20 protein-coding genes are annotated in these 16,528 nt (G+C 39.6%); 10 read left to right on the forward strand and 10 right to left on the reverse strand.

Going from position 1 to position 16,528, the window contains the following annotated elements; translation table 11 throughout:
- The first annotated feature begins 389 nt into the window (after positions 1-389).
- Positions 390-734 carry a hypothetical protein gene (locus tag C9J12_RS25570; protein WP_227876460.1) on the forward strand — a complete coding sequence of 115 codons (345 nt, stop codon included), beginning with the start codon at positions 390-392 and terminating at the stop codon, positions 732-734.
- 62 nt (positions 735-796) lie between these two features.
- Positions 797-1,246, forward strand: coding sequence for a hypothetical protein (locus C9J12_RS25575; protein ID WP_107245280.1), 450 nt, complete (start codon positions 797-799; stop codon positions 1,244-1,246).
- A gap of 323 nt (positions 1,247-1,569) precedes the next feature.
- Here the strand turns inward: C9J12_RS25575 and C9J12_RS25580 are convergent, their stop codons facing one another.
- A complete protein-coding gene (locus C9J12_RS25580) occupies positions 1,570-2,067 on the reverse strand; it encodes a hypothetical protein (protein ID WP_107245281.1) in 498 nt (165 codons plus the stop codon).
- Between the two features lie 556 nt (positions 2,068-2,623).
- Between C9J12_RS25580 and C9J12_RS25585 the strand changes: the two genes are divergently transcribed.
- From C9J12_RS25585 to C9J12_RS25605, 5 genes are all read left to right on the forward strand, one after another.
- Complete coding sequence (locus C9J12_RS25585) at positions 2,624-3,211, forward strand: DUF2913 family protein (protein WP_107245283.1); 588 nt, start codon at positions 2,624-2,626, stop codon at positions 3,209-3,211.
- A gap of 161 nt (positions 3,212-3,372) precedes the next feature.
- Positions 3,373-4,137, forward strand: a complete 765-nt coding sequence (locus tag C9J12_RS25590) for a ParA family protein (RefSeq protein WP_107245285.1) — start codon at positions 3,373-3,375, stop codon at positions 4,135-4,137.
- 70 nt (positions 4,138-4,207) lie between these two features.
- On the forward strand, positions 4,208-4,489 hold the full coding sequence (locus tag C9J12_RS25595) for a hypothetical protein (RefSeq protein ID WP_107245288.1): 282 nt from the start codon (positions 4,208-4,210) through the stop codon (positions 4,487-4,489).
- Between the two features lie 67 nt (positions 4,490-4,556).
- The gene (locus tag C9J12_RS25600; protein WP_107245291.1) at positions 4,557-4,799 is read left to right on the forward strand and encodes a hypothetical protein; all 243 of its coding nucleotides are present in this window, start codon (positions 4,557-4,559) and stop codon (positions 4,797-4,799) included.
- Between the two features lie 165 nt (positions 4,800-4,964).
- Positions 4,965-5,378, forward strand: a complete 414-nt coding sequence (locus C9J12_RS25605) for an antirestriction protein (RefSeq protein ID WP_107245294.1) — start codon at positions 4,965-4,967, stop codon at positions 5,376-5,378.
- A gap of 44 nt (positions 5,379-5,422) precedes the next feature.
- Here C9J12_RS25605 and C9J12_RS25610 read toward each other — a convergent pair whose 3' ends face one another.
- The 3 genes from C9J12_RS25610 to C9J12_RS25620 form a co-directional block, all read right to left on the reverse strand.
- Positions 5,423-6,406 carry a hypothetical protein gene (locus C9J12_RS25610; protein ID WP_107245297.1) on the reverse strand — a complete coding sequence of 328 codons (984 nt, stop codon included), beginning with the start codon at positions 6,404-6,406 and terminating at the stop codon, positions 5,423-5,425.
- 71 nt (positions 6,407-6,477) lie between these two features.
- The gene (locus C9J12_RS25615; RefSeq protein WP_107245300.1) at positions 6,478-7,032 is read right to left on the reverse strand and encodes a hypothetical protein; all 555 of its coding nucleotides are present in this window, start codon (positions 7,030-7,032) and stop codon (positions 6,478-6,480) included.
- Positions 7,033-7,042: 10 nt separating this feature from the next.
- Positions 7,043-8,914 (reverse strand): TraM recognition domain-containing protein, encoded by a 1,872-nt coding sequence (locus C9J12_RS25620; RefSeq protein ID WP_107245303.1) that lies wholly within the window; start codon positions 8,912-8,914, stop codon positions 7,043-7,045.
- Positions 8,915-10,827: 1,913 nt separating this feature from the next.
- Here C9J12_RS25620 and C9J12_RS25630 point away from each other — a divergent pair.
- From C9J12_RS25630 to C9J12_RS25640, 3 genes are all read left to right on the forward strand, one after another.
- A complete protein-coding gene (locus C9J12_RS25630; RefSeq protein ID WP_107245308.1) occupies positions 10,828-11,487 on the forward strand; it encodes a hypothetical protein in 660 nt (219 codons plus the stop codon).
- On the forward strand, positions 11,484-12,194 hold the full coding sequence (locus C9J12_RS25635; protein ID WP_107245311.1) for a SprT-like domain-containing protein: 711 nt from the start codon (positions 11,484-11,486) through the stop codon (positions 12,192-12,194). The genes C9J12_RS25630 and C9J12_RS25635 overlap by 4 nt, the downstream gene beginning before the upstream one ends.
- A 121-nt stretch (positions 12,195-12,315) precedes the next feature.
- Complete coding sequence (locus tag C9J12_RS25640) at positions 12,316-12,591, forward strand: hypothetical protein (protein ID WP_146150112.1); 276 nt, start codon at positions 12,316-12,318, stop codon at positions 12,589-12,591.
- Between the two features lie 97 nt (positions 12,592-12,688).
- On the opposite strand, the gene C9J12_RS25645 is transcribed toward C9J12_RS25640, so the two are convergent.
- The 6 genes from C9J12_RS25645 to C9J12_RS25670 all read right to left on the reverse strand — a co-directional run bounded on the left by C9J12_RS25645 (position 12,689) and on the right by C9J12_RS25670 (position 16,527).
- Positions 12,689-12,997 (reverse strand): hypothetical protein, encoded by a 309-nt coding sequence (locus C9J12_RS25645; RefSeq protein ID WP_107245316.1) that lies wholly within the window; start codon positions 12,995-12,997, stop codon positions 12,689-12,691.
- 70 nt (positions 12,998-13,067) lie between these two features.
- A complete protein-coding gene (locus C9J12_RS25650) occupies positions 13,068-13,352 on the reverse strand; it encodes a hypothetical protein (protein WP_107245318.1) in 285 nt (94 codons plus the stop codon).
- Complete coding sequence (locus tag C9J12_RS25655) at positions 13,321-14,367, reverse strand: CpaF family protein (RefSeq protein ID WP_107245320.1); 1,047 nt, start codon at positions 14,365-14,367, stop codon at positions 13,321-13,323. The genes C9J12_RS25650 and C9J12_RS25655 overlap by 32 nt, the downstream gene beginning before the upstream one ends.
- A gap of 111 nt (positions 14,368-14,478) precedes the next feature.
- Positions 14,479-14,940, reverse strand: coding sequence for a single-stranded DNA-binding protein (gene ssb / locus C9J12_RS25660; protein WP_107245324.1), 462 nt, complete (start codon positions 14,938-14,940; stop codon positions 14,479-14,481).
- Between the two features lie 496 nt (positions 14,941-15,436).
- Positions 15,437-15,958 carry a hypothetical protein gene (locus C9J12_RS25665; RefSeq protein ID WP_107245327.1) on the reverse strand — a complete coding sequence of 174 codons (522 nt, stop codon included), beginning with the start codon at positions 15,956-15,958 and terminating at the stop codon, positions 15,437-15,439.
- Entirely contained in the window at positions 15,958-16,527 is a 570-nt protein-coding gene (locus C9J12_RS25670; RefSeq protein ID WP_227876461.1) for a lytic transglycosylase domain-containing protein, read from the reverse strand. The genes C9J12_RS25665 and C9J12_RS25670 overlap by 1 nt, the downstream gene beginning before the upstream one ends.
- Position 16,528 lies beyond the last annotated feature (1 nt).

Here is a 16,528-nt window from a genome sequence, read left to right on the forward strand (position 1 = left end):
TTAAAATTCAGCCACTTAACTAGTGCGCAATGGTGGGTTTTAAAATCGATATTTTGGTTGTATCCCTTTGATACCAAGGGTTACAGAGGAGTCTGGTGACAAACCGTTCTTTTAGTCAGAGAACCCTATAAAGGGGCTAGGAAAATATCTCACGCTAAGCAATATTTTGAATTATCCCCTTGCACGAAAACGAACGATTACGGATAGCATCGACAAAGCCAAATCACTTATGGACATGTAGATCATTTCATACAGCTATTGGGGTAGATATTTTCCATTTTCTAAACTTACCCCAGTTATAAAATAAATTAGCCTTAATCGTACCCATACGAATAAGAAGTGATTTATAATGTAAGGTTAATAGTATGGGTACGATTAAGGGGGGTGATATGAGTGAAGTACGAATTAGTGGATCTCAAAAAAATGCGATGTTGACGATACACTTTATCGAATTAAAGCATGGCTTGCATACGCCTGTTCACACCAGTTATTTACGTAAACAAGTAGATTTATCTCTTTGTAAAGAAATGGCCTCAAATCATTTTTTAGTCTCGCTTAGAACATTAGCTGACAATGGCTATTTAGTTTATCAGCCCAATACTGGGCTAAGTCTGAATGCCCGTGCCAAAGAAAATGAGAATATGTGGCAATTAACGGATAAAGGGCGGCAATATGCAGAAGTATGTCATTCTACGAGGCTAAGACCTAAACGGTCTTATCGTAAACGTTGCTAAGAGCCTGCTCTATAACAACGGAGTTCAAACAACTTAACGAAAATCGAAAACGGAAAAGAAATATGTCTCAAACAGAAGAAATTTGTAATCCAGAGTTAGCAGAAGAGTTTATCGCGAGAATATTCGCTACGTTATACGAATCTTGGCCTGTACGTATTGGTCTTGATGCTCAAAAAATTACTGGTATCGACTATGATGTGGAGTTGTTATGCGGAATCCCGTCAGTTCCTGTCCCTAGGGAATGGAGTATTTGCAGTGAGTTGTTTAACTGGCTTAAAGACGAAGGTTATATAAAAACAGATGGGTTCAGGGGGAACGTGTGGACGTTAGGTAGAACTCAACTTACTCATAAAGCCATTGAGGTATTGAAAAAAGTCCCCGACCCCCTCAATCCTGAGAAGAAAAGAAGTTTGATTGATGCCATTGTGGATTCCACTAAAGATAGCGGCAAACAAGTCAGAAACCAAGTCATCAAACTTGCCATGACCTCTCTTTATCAAGCAATTAACTAACGGAAATCGAAAACAGGAGTATGGGAATGATCCAATCAATATCAGATTTCATTCCCTTTGGTATGCAGTGATCTATGTGAAAATATTAATCAACTGTGCGATTGATTAATAGGTAAAAACTATTAGAATTAATTATAATATTGTCTTAATATCAAATTGTCGATACTTACTGGAACTTTAAGAGGTATCTCTTTTAGGGGATCGATGTTGGGTGAGTAGCCCCCTAGCCTGTGAGCGGGATGATCTAATAGAAAAACTAGGCCAGATTTTTAGTTTGAAAGAAGAAAGCACCTAATAGGTGCTTTTTTTGATCTTGCTGTCTTTTATTTTTTTCTACCCAGAACTTTCTCGCCTTTTAACCTCTTACTTAGAATCCAACTAACTCTTTTAGAGCTCCCCCTTGGCATACTACCTTTACCCCATTCTTCGACTGGATATGCAGAGGTAATACGGAGGTTCAGTTCGTTTGTTGTATTTAAAGGCTTTCTTACTGTAAAGAAGATGGCGTAATCATATGCTTCCATATAGTGGTATTGCTCATTGTTCTTCCCTGCGTAATGAGGAATAGCATAAGAAGAAATTAAGCTGTTTTCTACCATGTAAGGTAAGTCTCTTGATAGCTCGTAGCGATCGTGACACCAATACCTTTTTTCTTGGGGTAAAATCATTGGGCCATTTTCTTTGTCATCAGTAAAGCAATGACCGCTATAACTAAGATGTAATTTAACTTGTGCGGAATCTATCTCTACTTCGATAGTTTTCTTTTGAAGGTGAGCTAAGCAATAGAACTTGCCTCCAATTGTAAATCCGCTCCAATTCATCCTGATATAACCTTCTAGTATAAGAGCATATATCATAACGATGGATATATACTTTTGTCACCTCTGGTGAGTGGGTAAATGAAATATTTATGAGTTTTTGTTTCTTTTTTGTGGGTATTTCCTTGGCAAATTAAAGACTGTATCCAGCTTTCCCTTTTTCAACTTATCATGAGGCTTATAATTATTATCAAGCTGAGATTAAGCGACGATTGAAACGCAACTATCTTCAAGTTAGTGCCACACCGTAATTTTCACTAAAACGCCCGCATTTTACATAATGTACATAACCCGCCTCGGCGAACACTGTCCAATTGTAATCCCCTATCCTAACCTCTAAAAACACATCTTTACCTCACCAAAACTATCCATAATTATTGTGACTAAGTTGTTAACTAAAACCCAAGTTACGTTTAACCGCATTTTTAACCCCAAAGCGCCAAAACGATCACTTTTCTTATTTCATTATGATGCTAGTTTCATGTCGATTGATTTTTGAGGAGATCGCCCCCATTTCTCCTTGTAGGTTGAATTCCATTTGTTGTGAGTACTCATCGTTTTGTCTAAAGAAAATTATCACCAACTCCTCTCTGATGTTATCGAAAATAGTTTGCTGCACCTGTATGGCCAAGTGGCAAGTAATGACCATTTTGTGCCTTTGGCTAAGCGTAATACTCTTCTTTGTAAATACCTCAAACCGAAACTCAAGCAACCAGAATACAAAGTTATCAAGGGTGATATTAAGCGAATGGTTTTGGCTGGTCAGCGTAAAGGGGGAGATTTGGAAGCGAAGCTGAATGAACTCTATACTCTGTCTTTGAATTACCAGGCGAAAGCAAATGATGCGCAGAGTTTGTATGACTTACTCAATATACTGTTACATGAGCATGGGTTTGATTCGAAGATGTTTTATGAGTCAGTGAAGGCTGAGCCTGGTGTGATTTATGTTTTACAGGATCATCTAGAAAATTGTTTTGAGGCGAACGGGAAGCAGATTGCACCGGTATCAATGTTGATTGAGCATGAATCGGTTTCTTCGCTGATTGAACTTATCAATGGTACAAAACTGTTTTTTGCTGAGTTGAAAGAATGTAATGAAAAAACCAAGCAAGCGCATATTGAGTTGCATCCAATTACTCTTAAGTAATTAAAATGCTCTAATAACTAAATAATAAAACTCATAAAAACAGATGATTACGTTTATTTTTGTGGCCATAGTATTACTTATAGTATTACTGACTTTACAAAAGAAGAGGCTGCCTATACTATTCTAAGTAATACAATTAGTATTACTTTTTAGGGGGCGATATGAAAACAATAGCTGTTCTTAATCAAAAAGGTGGCGTTGGTAAAACAACGACAACAATAAACTTAGCTGATGTATTAGCTAAGCAAGGGAAACAAGTACTTGTTGTTGACCTTGACCCCCAAGGTAACTTATCAAAAGTCGTTTCAGGCGGTGAAGTTCGTTTTGATCCAAATGTTATGGACCTCTTTGCTAAAGATAATAAAGCTGATGTTCGAGCTATGATTCGGTCTGCGTATGATCGTGAGAATTTTTGTTACATTCCTACTGATATTAGATTAAGTAGAGTTATTGAAGCTGGATTAACACTTAGTTTTAGGGAAGTTCGATTAACTAATCACCTTAATAAATTAAAAGAAGATTTTGATTATATCCTTTTAGATTGCCCCCCTAATTTGTCTCTAACAACAACTAATGCAATCGTTGCTGCTGATTTATTTTTGATGCCTGTTAATAGTGGTGTTTTTGCGTTAGACGGTCTTGAAGATTTGTTAGATGCTTTGAATGAAGTTAATCAAGATCAAAGTTTAAACTATTATGTTTTCCGAAACGAAGTCGCCGCGCAAAACAAAGTTATCAATGGGGCTATTAAAGAGGACCTTTTACAGATAGCCGAAGGACGGATTTTAAAAACAAGTATTAGACGGTCTGAGGATATTGGTCAGGCTTCATTTATGTCGATGCCTCTTAGCATGTACAAAAAAGGGTCTACAGCTATAAATGATTATAGATCGCTGGCAAAAGAAATTACTGAGTTGTTTAAATAGATATTAAGTAATACTAATAGTATTACTTAATACTTCCTTGTAATACTATTAGTATTACTTCGGAGAGGGAATGGACTTAAAAAATAGAAAACGTCGTGAAGATCGACCTAAAAGCGACAAACCACTTACAACCATAACGGCTGTAAAAAAGTCTTCAACTAAACAAGATCCGCCAACATGTTATCGATTTAGTGATTACGACAAGGCTGAGATTGCCTTGGCTGTAACTAATGCTAATGCTAACACAGCGGCAAAAGTAACACCTGCAAAGTTAATTCGCGCCCTGGTTCGTTTGAACAACTCGGGACACGTTGACGAACAAGAGTTAGCGAAAATGATCGAATCGTTGTAATACTAAAAGTATTACTAATTGTTGGGTGTTTAAAAATCTCGTAATGAATACGGAGTGGGTGAAATAGATGGAATTCAAAAGTGATGTTTACAAAACTTTCGATGAAATGACGAATGACGCATCTTTGGCCAGGCGCGATCCGAACTATACATATGTGCCATCATCCGAAAAGATGATCAAGGTGGTTCGTCAGCCGTCTCAAACAACATTAATCACTATAGAGAAAATCAAAGCGCAAAGGCGATTAGAAGAACATTTTGATCGAGGTGGTTCTCAGGTTTCTTTGACGTTACCCAATGAATTTGATTAAAAAAAGGCCAGTTTAGTAGACTGGCTTTTTTTTAATCCATATACTGATGGTTGTAATGTATTGCACATTGCATGTGGGTATCTAGCCATTCTTAATGATGGCTAGTACATCCACATAAGAAGGCAAGTTTACTTGTCAACTCAACTAACTTGAAAGGTGATCACTATGATTACAAAAATAATTGTAAACGATGATAAGCGTCTGAATTTTTTACCATCTATCGCTCAAAAGTACATTCACTTTGAAGCTGCTATCTATCACTATGCGAGTAAGCACATTGAAGATTACGCAGGTGGATATTGGGTGTTTTTAGAGTTAAGCAATGGAGGCAAGTTCTTGCATCTGCAAGATAACGGTCCTCAACGGCTCTATAATACGATGAATTACTTTGAGGGTATGGTTTCATCAGAAGCTGCTGGTATAGCTATTAGTGCTATGGTATTGGCTGATTTTGGTGCGATTGCGTATAGTGCCGGTGATGAAGCTCAAGCACAGCGTTTTTATGATTTTTATTATCAACTAAGAGATTTTGCTTTAGAGCATAATGAAGCTAGTGAAATCTTGGCATTCTTAGATTAATGCTGGATTAACTAGAGAACCCTAATCATTGATTAGGGTTTTTTTTAACTCTCAGAGGACTCTAGAATTTTTACCTTTTCGTCTTCTTGAGTATAAATCTCGTCTGTTTGTATCCCTCTTAGGTGTGCTTTGACTGAGGCCCAACGCGATCCTGGCTCCATATCTTTGTATTTACCTTGATAGTATCGGGGGTGTACAAGGTTATTAAAGTGGGCTCTACACACGTGAGCAGTCTTGAGTGTTGAATCGCGTTTAAATTTGTCAGTTATAGTCAGCGGAGTATAGGGGGTCGTTTTATCTGTCACCGGAGGAATAATGACGTTACGTGGTAAGCCCTTTTTTAAACTGTGTGCGGCACTTTCATAAATACCCATAGACACAATAAGTTTGGCTAGAACGAATTGCTGAGTTATATCATCTTCCTCAACCATCCACATATCTTGGCCAATACGTTCAGACATTTCTTCTGCTGATTTTGACTTTAATATAGATGGTATTAATTGTTCATCGATGTGAAATCGATACTTTCCTATTGTCGTGGAGTTGAAGATTACAGAGAGGGATTTTTCATGTATATCAACATTACTTGGAATCGTGACGTTAATATTATTACGTGCTAACCAATCTTGGCCATAGAGCTTGATTCTTTCATCTGCACTGGCATATGTAACCAATGCTGGCGGGATTAGTGTGTTGTTATAGCGGTACCCTTTGGGTATGGCGATAGTAAACGAGTCGAAAGGCATTGTGACCTTGCCGCCCTTGGCTAAGCTGAAAGACGATCGTAACAAGCTATCAATAAGGTTCGGAGATTCTAAAAAAATAATTTTATTTTTTCTTCGGTATAAACCGTGTTCTTCAAGCGTTATATTATAACTAACGAGATCCTTTTTCTGGATAGCCCCTTTTGCAAATTCTGCCAACATGCCACTTCGGTCTGATGGCATCCCACTTTTAGTTAGGGATTTCCAGTTTGGGTTCTTTTTGGTCTCAATATATTGATCCATATAAATTGAGTACTTAGACATATTCGGTAACTCCTTAAGTCAAAGGGACTATTTGTATCCTTGCTAGGAAGATATAAATAACGACCGTATTGTTATTGAAGTTGTTCTTTACGGATTTGGTGGAAGTTAATACAGATTTTATGTATATCATTCAGCTTAATGTTTAGCTGCTTAAATGCATGGTTACGGTATGCCTCGCATTCATTGGGGCTGATATCACCGTTAAAACGTGCTTTGTTCAATTCCACGATGTAATTGTCTATGGCGACAAAGACTTTTACCAGGGCCGCGTTAGGTGGTGTTAACTTTTCCCTGTCAAATGCCACTGTCTGAGGATTGGATGGTGTAAACGGCAGTAGTTCAATGTCATCAGTGAGTGTATTCAGCTCTTGGCTCTTTGCTCTCACAAAGAGGCGCAACTCAGCTAACTCGTTGCTGATCTTCTCACTGGCCTTGCGTGCAAAGGCCACGGTTACAGAGGTTTCTTTTCGGGTTGAGTAGGCGTACACAGAAAAAATATTGTTGAATACAAATAGGCCGTCGATGTGTTTAATCGCTTTAGACTTGAAATAATCATGCTGCCAGATGGTCGTCAGGCGCTTGTTGTGTAGAATAATTTCATTAATGATGTGCGTTTTCTTTATCATGATGGCGACCTTATAAATTATTTTCCATTAATTTCATTAATTCTGCGGCTTTATCGTCATTATCAGCGTGTTCTTGCCGATTATCTTCTTGCTCTTGTTGGGCGTCGCCTTCGTCTTCAACTGGTTCATTATTTAATGCGGGTTTGTCTATTTCAAAAATAGGACTTGGTTCTGTTGGGTATGGCATGAACTCTTTTACGGGGATCCAGCAGGTTTTGATGATGGTGGCTAACTCACCGGCATTGATGAATGCGCCCACTCGTTTGTTGAAACTCAGTACGCGGTTTGTGGGAATTAAATATTCTTCTTGTTGGCCATACGTTTTGTTGCCTGTCCAGGATTCAGTACCAAATCGATCCAACTCGGCACTTTCCATCTTGGTGATAGTTTTCAATTGTGTGCCTGTCATCCCTGAAATCCACTGTGCTGTTTCTTCGTCGTGGCCCCTATAGCTCATGGTCAATAAGGTATTCGTTTCGATTCCGTTCGATATAGAGCCTACATTGAGGGTTTTGTCTGGCGAGTTGGCGAGATCATTTCTTGCCTGGTAGCTGATCGCCATGTTGATATGTTTGGATAGCAATGTTGCTAATGAATTGGCCAGTTTGTCACTGACTAAAAAACGGACTTCATCAAGTACCATGAAAATTTGTTGGTTCTGTTTTTTACTCAAGCCATAGCTAATGAATTCATCCAATAAGATGAGGTTCGCCGAACGAACTAAATCATCGGCAGTATTCCCCATCACATAAACGACATCTCCGTTATCCATTAATTCAGGAATAGTAAATTGGGTACGGTTTGTTGAGGCTTTAAGTGCGTCTAATTTTAAAAATTCAGTCACTCGATCCCTGAGTGTACTGCCTACGACCATTACCCATTCTTTTTTGTCGTCTGGAATACCGTTGCCATGTAGCAGCGTGCTTAAATGGGTTAATGTACCATCCCATAATGGCATGACGTAATCTAAGACACTTCTATTTCCTGATTTATAATGATCGGCCATATCACCGGCATCTAAAATTTTACAGGCCCGTTTAATACGTTCCTCTCGTTGTCGGATCGTTCCATGCTGAAAAGGTTCATAGGTTCCAAATGAACCATTTAAATCGAGGTATTTAATCGAGCGGTTCGTGTCATTACAGGCTTGTAGCATTATTTGGTAAATGAAGTCGTCAGGTTTAAGATCATTAAACCATACCCCCCATCCTTTTCTAATGGCCTGATCGATTAAAACCCCCAAACCAACGCCTTTACCTGTTTGGCTCGGGCCTAATATTTTGGCGTGTTTTGATTTGAATTCATCGTCAGGGACATAAATAGGCTCTTGATCTTCATTTAAACCAAAAAAGAAAACGCCGTCTTTATAATAATCAGACGGGATGAAGTCGGTTGAATTTAATTCTAAAATTTCATCTCGGATGTCACTTTGTTTTTCGACAGATTTTTTAATGGTATAGCGTCGAATGAAACTTTGGTATTGAGGCTTAACGATTCGGTGTGAAAAAAAGATAAACGTCACACTGAGTATAAATAGAATGAGGAAGTTAAACCAAAACATTTCCCATGTGGTGGTATACTCATCAATAATAATATTGAGGTAAAAAAATGCGTCACGTTCGGGGTAAACTATTTTAGCCAATAAAGAAAGACCCAATAACCCAAGGAAATGCAAAAGAATGACTGCGATAAAAACACGTTGACGAAAATGTTCTAAGAATACATCGATGCCTTTCTTTTCATCTTTTGAATCGACGATCCCCATTAATGATATCCATCCTGAAACGGATAAGGCAATAAATGAAAATAATGTGATCCACGGATTGATGTTATTTTCAATGTTGGTTAATAACACACTCCAATTATAAATATTGTCCATCATAACACTCACTCATTGTTGGTGAAGATACCGTGTGCGCTGTCAAAAGACAGACACACACGGTAATTTTCGTTATGGCGATGCTCCTCGCCTGGTAATTTCGTTATGAGGCCTATAACCCTCGCAATAAGGTGTTATTCCTCGGTTAAAGTTATTCGTTATGGTCAACAGACCGTTATTCATTTGTTGATAGAACATAATTACACTCCTTAAGCTCACTGATGGGGACCAACCCATCAGCAAGGTTATTTTGAATAGCGGTATTAAATACCGCACTTGAAATGTGTTACCTCAGACTTTCGAGTTCATATTGGTATTGCTGCCAAGCAATATGATTCCAATTCAGACGTGGCATTCGATAGTATCACCCACCTCTTTTCGCCTCTACTCATCCAATCTCCCTCGCTTTACTTCTCCCTACCGTGCCAACGGATAGTTCAACAAAGCACTGCGATTCCCACGTTAGTTTTTTACATCGGAACAAAACGCCGCCGAACTCCACATCACTGCTATTCATACGAATCACCGTTACCGGTTTTCAGGGGACCGAGATTCCAAAGCATCTCCCTTACTCACAATGATATTTCAACGTTCACTACCAGAGTCACTAACTCACGGCTTTTTGTTACTTACCCGAATGCAACGTCTTCCGCTGCAATTACAGGCTTGAGCTATACAGCGATCTTTCGAGCTTGCGCCCAAAAGTACCGGATGATCCAGTTTTCACCTCACACCCCTGACACCTCTCGATGCCCTCAGCAGCCCACCTGTCAGGAACAGGTTCTACCCTTTCGAGCAGCCCCTCTTGTGGATTTTCACCACTTCATAAAAAACAGGGTTCACACTGTCACCAGTGCTCCCGTTTCCGTGTCGCCCAAGCTCGCCTAATGGCGGATTGAGTCGAAAGAGGGAGTTACACCCTCTAGCGCTCGTCGTAGCCGTACCAGCCCAATTACGGGCATACGGCTTCGGCAACACTGCTTACTAGGTTGGCGACCTAATAAGCTCACAGTGGTTGGCGACCACTGCTTCATTCAAGCTCGATAAATCGAGTATTCATTACTGATGGAGTGACCCCCATCAGTGAGTTTAAGGAGTGCCGTTATGGCTCTCATTAATCGTCTGCTATTCATTTTTCTGACGAAAAATACGCTCGCAGCGAGCGTTGGCTTCGCCAGTATGTGCAATTCTTGCCCATATTTCCAGCTCGCGCTGGAATCTCTTTTGAAAAAGCTCCGCATTTTGCGGAACCCTTATATGAAAACTATACAATTAGCCTTTGCTAATATAAAAAGATTAAGAGAAATTCTGCCGCTTTGTATTTTTGTATTAAAAAATAAACATTGGAATGTGCAATACAATTATTACTTTGCGAAATGATTACTCGTTATTAGAAAATTGATATCTTCACCTCGTTTATCCACATACCCACACTAACACTGCGATCGTTTTAATGTCTTCGCTTCCGTGTGGATATATGGATAAGCCTACGTATTTTCTAGATTGTTATTTGATAACGGTATAGTCCATTTCTTCCTTTTATATTATGGATTGCACAATCCAATATTTAGCCATATATAGTGAGTTATTTTTGAAGTGTACAATTCAAACCATGACGTCGGAAAATGAAAGGGACACATTAATAATAGTGGTCATATAATCTCGGTTTACCCACATACCCACACTAACACTACGATCGTTTTAATGTCTTCGCTTCCGTGTGGATATGTGGATAAACCTACGTGTTCTCGTATGGTTATTTCTAATAACGATAACATTCATTTTTTCTTAAATAATGGATTGTACAATACGTTTAATTGTTTGTGATTAAGCTCACTTTATGTATTGTTCATTACAAATTAGACCTCTTTACCTGTATAATTATTGAACTGTACAATACAAGAAATATATATGATATGGATAATGACCATGTGTTTTCTGATACCAAGAGTGCGATGATTTCTATTCGTCACCTTGTATCAAAAGGGTATGTTTTCTACACGTCGGGGACATGTAAACAACGTGATTTTCGAAAGTTGAGTTTAAAGTTTACTGACCGCTATGATGTCACACGTACACCGCGACAACGATCGTATGCAGCAGAAAAGGGCCACGCTAATGTTTTAATGGTGTGGTTGACTAGTCAAGATGCAAACACAATGATGTTCTGGTTACTCGCAACGAAAGGAGATAATTTGATCTATGAAATGGAAGATATGAAAGATACCCGATTAAAGTCAGAACGGCTGTCCGTTTTAAATGGAGAATATATTTTATTAAAGGAGCCAAGACGCGGTGATATTCCCCGTTGGACGTGGAAAATGTCCGAAGAATATTATAACCAGTGGAAGGGTAATATTTGTTTGGCGATACGTCACAGAAAAGAAATGACGATTAAGCAATTACATTTTTCATTAATGCGTATTTATGGATTTAGTGCGGCACGAAAACAAGGCTTTGCCTTGTTACGGTTTTTTAATAATGAGTGGGAGCGTTCAAGAAAAGAGCCGTTTCCGTTTAAAGGCAGTTATATTGGCTATTTAACATTGACGAATAAAAAGAGAAATAATCAATGAAACCAACCATCGAATCATATAAAGAATTTCAATGCGCCTTTGATTTTTTCAATAAAAAATTATTCGGTAATGAATTGCCTGACTGTCTCATTACATTGCAGCGTCAGAAAAAAACATTTGGTTATTTCTCTGCTCAACGGTTCACCAGTTTTAATGGTGAAAAAACGGATGAAATAGCAATGAACCCAACGTACTTTTCAACATGTTCTATTGTTGAGGTGATGCAAACCTTAGCGCACGAAATGGTGCACCTTTGGCAGTACCACTATGGAAAACCAGGGCGAGGGCGTTATCATAATAAAGAATGGGCTCAAAAGATGGAGGGGATTGGATTAATGCCTTCATCAACAGGAGAAGAGGGAGGGAATAAAACCGGTGAACGTATATCTGATTATATTATTGATGGTGGCCAATTTGATAAAGCATGTAAAAAATTACTCGATACGAAATTTATATTATCTTGGGCAGATAGTTTTCCTGATAGGAAAACACTCTTAGAGAATTTTGACGGTGAAACAGATGAAGAGTTACAGGCGTATTTAGATGACATTGGCACGGGCTTAACGGTAGACGATATTGCGGAAAATAAAAACAAATCTACCCGTGTGAAATATACGTGTGTTGAGTGTCTTTCTCATGTTTGGGGTAAGCCAGAATTAAACATTCTGTGCGGAGATTGTGATATTGAATTCATTACGGAAGATTAATTTATGAGGGTGCTGTGAAGGGGAAACCGTTAAAGCACGGTTATGTGAGTAGTGGGGATTTTAGGCTGGCAAGTAATGGTATATAGTAAAATTAAGTAACAGCTAGATGTAACTTAATCTTATGGGTAAATGTAAATCGTACTATCAATCTGTTCAGTGTTTACGCGAAAACCAATTAATGGCTCTTATGTCATTGTTGTCACTGCGCGACTTTCCAGAGCCCGTAAGAGGGGCATTGATGCTGCGGTATCATCATGGGTACAGTTTGTCACAAGCGGCGGTGAAGACCAGCACAACCCGACAGGCCGTATCGAGAGCCGAGAAAAAAATATTAATGATGCATGATGTTATTACGGCAGTGTATGTTGCCCAATCAACGTCGCTCGATTGTGAGTGATTCGCAATGCGGAGCATTCCTAATCGCACACAATGAGCATTTCTTGATAGGACGGTTTGAAATTTAACGGTGAGATATATTGTGATGATAGCGATTATTATGGAAGTTGAATGCCAAGCTGCTCTGTGAATGCTTTTCCTGATAAATGGTAACGGTGATTCCGTTCATTGGAAAAACAAACAAATACACTCGGGTGGTCTAATTCAGTATAAGTTGGGTCCTCTTCGTAAGCGTGAATAATTGAACCCAGTTGGATTAAATGTGTTTTTCCATTTAAATCAATAATCGACTTTATATTATCTATTTTTAACTGATTGAATGATGCGGCAAGTGATTCAATAGAACTTAAAAATAACTGTTCTTTTTCATTGTCAGTCATGACTTTATTTGGTGTGTTTTTCTTCATGATAGATCATCTCTTTTATTGTGATTAGGGGAGGGATTAACGGTTATTGATAATAGATGGGGTATTATTGCTATTCAAAGCACCCGCATGGACAGGTCATTTCATCGAGACCGTGACAACAATATCCGTCATCGGCCATTTCTTGCTGGTATTGGTCTCTTTCATCACGCGTGGCGTAATCATGTTTGCGTGCTATTTCAATGATTTTTTTGTAAATATCATCTTCTGTCTGCTTAAATTCTGATTCAATCATTTCTGAAAAAAGCGTAACGTAAACATCATGTGATAAACCACACCGATTGGACGCTTGCTTAGCTATTTTCTCAACTGTTGCCGCTAATGCTTCCATTGACATGGCTGATTGCCTCATGTTTCAACGTGGTGGTATTGAAGGTAAATAATGGTTTTACCTGACCATTATCGATGATCGATATTTCTGTTACCTTCCGGCCATAGTCAGGGTGACGACTGGCATGAATGAGGACGTTTACAGCCCCTACAATTTGTTTTCCAGCGAGTTCATAGCTAATCAGGCCCGCACTGGCAATCAAATACTGAAGGCGTGATACTGCATCTTGGCAACTGTTTGCATGAAGCGTGGTCACACAGCCAGAATGACCGGTGTTGATGGCTTGTAAGAATGCATCAGCCGCACTCGCCCGACGTATTTCACCTACCCAAATACGGTCTGGCCGCATCCGTAGTGCGGCTTCGATGAGGTGTTTCATTTCAACATCACTGTTTGGTCTTTTTGGGGCCTCTAGTGATACTTTGTATTTCAGCCAATCCAGATAAAGTTCTTGTGTATCTTCACATGTAATGACGCGTTCTGCGTGGGGAATATATTTTGCCAGGGCGCGTAAGATAGTTGTTTTACCTGATCCGGTATTGCCCGATACAATGATGTTGCTACCGTATCTGATGTGCTCGATGAGGAAATCCAACATGGTTTGTGTTAATGCACCAAACTCAACCAATTGCTCGGCGGTAATTAAGGATTTAGGTACGACTCGCAGCGTCATGGTTGCTCCCTGGGGAGATACAGTCGGCAATGTACAGCAAAGGCGTGAGCAATCTGGTAGCCTGGCATCAAGAATGGGGCGGTCTTCATCGACTTGTTGGCCTAAGCATCTGGCTATTTGAACGATAAAGCTCTGCAGGGCAATTTCAGACTCAAATTTTGCGGGGGTGTTTTCAATTTGTCCGTTTTTTTCTATGCTAATGTTATCGAAACGGTCGATGAAAATTTCAGTAACGTCACTATTAAGGAATAAGTTTTTAATAGGTTCAAAGTAGTGCTCAACTAAGCCCCATTCGGTGGCTTTTTCTATTGGTACGTCACCAAATATAGTCGCTATTGTACCGATCATTATATCAGTATCCTTATTTTGAGGTGCAACAAGCCGACCTTGTCGGTTAAGCAAGATTAAGGCTTGATGCGGCTGATGGTTATTCTTACAATTTTATAAAATACATAGGATCTACAGCGGAATATCGTCATCGAAATCCATTGGCGGTTCGTTATATTGCTGTTGTGGTTGCTGCGATGTTGGCTGTTGTTGACCACTCGCCATGCCTTGACCGTTTGATGTTCGACTACCGAGCATTTGCATTACGCCGTTAAAGCCCTGCACAACAACCTCGGTGGTGTATTGGTCTTGGCCTTGCTGGTTTTGCCACTTACGGGTTTGTAATTGGCCCTCAATGTACACTTGTGAGCCTTTCTTTAGATATTGAGCCGCTACGTCGGCTAACTTACCGAATAGCGTCACTCGATGCCATTCTGTCTTTTCACGTTGTTCACCGGTTGCTTTATCACGCCATGATTCTGAGGTGGCGATTGAAATATTAGCGACTGCACCGCCACTTGGCATATGATGAATTTCAGGATCATTACCTAAGTTACCGACGAGGATAACTTTGTTCACACCGCGACTGGCCATAAAATAAATTCCTTTTGTTGAATATTAGATAGAAATTATTAGGCAGGATTGCCTTTCATGTTCCGTGTATGGATGTATTTATTTATTGTTGCAAGAGGGGGTTTTGCGCACATTTCCTCGAAAGGTTCATTGCTACATGTAAGGGTTCTAATTTTGTATTTGATGGCTTCCCGCTGTGTTTTTTAAGATAGTAAGGAAAACCTCCGTTTAATTAACGTATCAATTTATGCTTTGTGCGAGCGTTTTTTGCTCTGTTGAAGGGCAATAAACTTAGTTAACTAATTAAAGTTAAGAATTATTGATGTTTAATGAGTTTATTTACCAAGACCATCGTTGCTCAACTTGCACTAAAACTGAAACGAACTTTTCGGGGAAATGTGCGCAATACCCCAAGAGGGGGGGCATATTGAGAAGAGTTGCTGTTACCTGGCGAGAAAGAAGTTTATGAGGGTGGTGTTGGTTCAGTAAGTGCTTCATATCTTGCCTTATCGTATTTTTACCAGTAAAAGGTTTCACCGTATTTAATACCATCCATGTAAGTCTCTGCATATTGAAGGGTACGGGTGCATCCTTTTGGTGACTCCCATCTATCGCTATTGCTCCCGTATCGTCTGCAAGTTGTGTCTTTGATGAGGTATGACGGTGTGATATCCCACTTACCGCATTCATTAGAATGGTCACTGCCTTTATTTTTCCACCACGAGCAAGTTCTTTGCTCTGCAATGACAGCAACATATCCGTGTTTCGATGTCATTGTACTGGCATGTTTTTGTGTAAGCGTGTTGTTGTCGCTGTTGCTATCAACGCTACATTCATCAAAGCGTGGCAGTGGGGGTTGGTGGCGGATATTTCGTTTGTGGAAGGCTTTTTTTGCACCACTACAGCCTTGACCAAAGCCGGTTGGTAAGCACAGCCATATTGCGCATTCATCTTCTGATGCAGCCTGGACGGTAAATGAGGTTAAAGAGAAGGTGAAAGGCAGTAAGAGTAAGGTGGCGAGTGTGATGATTTTTTGCATTATATTTCCCTCAGTGTTTTTTCTATTCGGGCTATATACTCTTGTGTTTCTTTATAAGGGGGGATACCACCGTATTTTTTTACCGCGCCTTCTCCAGCGTTATAAGCGGCCAGTGCTATCCGTACATCTTGGTATTTCTTTAATAATCGAGCCATATGAGCGCTACCTGCCTTGATATTTTGCTCAGGGTTAAATGGGTCGATGTTCCAGCGTGTTGAATTTACGTCCATTAACTGCATTAATCCTTTTGCCCCTCGGTGACTGATAGCATTTGGGTTGAAGTTACTTTCAGCTTGGATTTGAGCCATTAGCAAATTGTCAGGTATGCCATAACGCTGGCTGTACCTGTTGATAATTTCGCAGTAGGCGGGACAGGGTAGGGACGCTTTTTGTTGTTTCGTTTGTTGCCATGTTGATGTTTGCCATTTGGAGGATGGTTCAGTGTTGGTTGATATTATGGGGTGGCTTTTAGCCGGCATCGGGGTGATAAGTTCATAGAGTATGTCCTCGTCTGTCTTTGCCTGGCAGGTAGACGCCAGTACGGCTAATAAACATAATATTTTCCGCATA

Origin of the sequence: Photobacterium frigidiphilum (assembly GCF_003025615.1) — a bacterium.
GTDB classification, from domain to species: domain Bacteria; phylum Pseudomonadota; class Gammaproteobacteria; order Enterobacterales; family Vibrionaceae; genus Photobacterium; species Photobacterium frigidiphilum.